Source organism: Streptomyces sp. NH27 (assembly GCF_056859195.1).
Genome location: NZ_JACEGK010000892.1, coordinates 1 through 1,592 on the forward strand (window position 1 = coordinate 1; position 1,592 = coordinate 1,592).

The window sequence follows — 1,592 nt, forward strand, 5'->3', positions numbered from 1 at the left end:
GAGCGGTGGGCGTGTCGGCACAGGGCGAAGAGCGGCTCGTGGTACGGCGGTTGCCCCCGGCGGCCGGCGCGGCGGTCCTGCTGCTGCACGGCGGCTGCGACCGGAGCACCCGCACCCCGTCCCGGTGGAACGTCCCCGCCTTGCGGATGCGGCCGATCGCCGCGGCCGTGGCCCGGGCCACCGAGGGCCGGGGCGTCGCCGTCGCCGAGGTCCGGTACCGGTACCGGGGTTGGAACGACGAGCGGGCCGACGCCGCACGGGACGCCGCGGACGCGGTCGAGCGGCTGGCGGAGTTGACCGGCGGCGCACCGACCGTGCTGATCGGCCACTCCATGGGCGGGCGGGCCGCCTTGCGTGCGGCCGGCGCCGCGGACGTGGCCGGCGTGGTCGCCCTCGCGCCCTGGTGCCCGCCGGGCGAACCGCTCGCCCAACTCGCCACCCGGCGCCTGGTCTTCGCGCACGCCACGGCCGACCGCGTCACCTCGCCCGCCGAGTCGCTGCGGATGGCGGCCGGGGCCCGCGCGGCCGGCGCCCAGGTGGCCCGGTACGAACTACCCGGCGGCGACCACGCGATGCTCCGCCGGATACGGGTGTGGCACGGCTTCGCGGCCCTCGCCGCCACCGCCCTGCTCGGCCTCGCGCCCGTGCCGGACGGGATGGCCGCGGCCTTCGCCCGGCACCCCGGCGACTCCGCCGGCCCGGACGGCCTCGCCCTGCCGATGCCCCGGGCCGGGGCATCGGCCGAGCGCCGCAACCGGCGAGGCGGGCAGGCGCGCGTCCCCCACGGCGTTCGGTAAAAGACGTCCCGGCGAAGCCAGGGGGTGCCTCCCGGCCGGGAAGAAGGGGGCGGAACCGGCCGGCCGGCGGGTTGCCGGGTGAAAGACGATCAGCGAGGAAGGACATTCCTGGAGCTGTCGGGCCGATTCCGCCCCCACACCATGCTGCTGCACTTCAAGTGTTGTTGCAAGCTATTCGCAATAAAGGTCTAGGGTGGGTCGTGGTCATCAGTTCCCACCCGCTGAAAGGGGCCGTGCCTGATGGGCACCTACGCGCTTCCCGACCTGCCGTACGACTACTCCGCGCTCGCACCGGCGATCACCGGCGAGATCCTGGAGCTGCACCACGCCAAGCACCACGCCGCCTACGTCAAGGGCGCGAACGACACGCTGGAGCAGATCGCCGAGGCCCGCGACAAGGACGCGATCACCCCGACCGGGCTGGTCGGCCCGGAGAAGACCTTCGCGTTCAACCTCTCCGGCCACGTGCTGCACTCGATCTTCTGGCAGAACCTCTCGCCCGACGGCGGCGACCGCCCCGACGGCGCGCTGGCCACCGCGATCGACGAGCACCTCGGCGGCTTCGAGGCGTTCAAGAAGCAGCTCACCACCGCCACCGCCTCCGTGCAGGGCTCCGGCTGGGGCGTGCTCGCCTGGGAACCGCTGGGCAGGCGCCTGATCGTCGAGCAGGTCTACGACCACCACGGCAACGTCGGCCAGGGCGCCACCCCGCTGCTGGTCTTCGACGCCTGGGAGCACGCCTACTACCTCCAGTACAAGAACGTCCGCCCCGACTACGTCACCAAGCTGTGGGAC

General features: G+C 73.9%; 2 protein-coding genes. Both read left to right on the plus strand.

The window, feature by feature from the left end; translation table 11 throughout:
* Positions 1 to 797 (plus strand): alpha/beta fold hydrolase (locus tag AC13HU_RS36830; RefSeq protein ID WP_483046353.1); only part of this gene is annotated, 797 nt, incomplete at its 5' end.
* Positions 798 to 1,037: 240 nt separating this feature from the next.
* Positions 1,038 to 1,592: superoxide dismutase (locus AC13HU_RS36835; protein WP_483046354.1), on the plus strand; the 555-nt coding region annotated here is incomplete at its 3' end.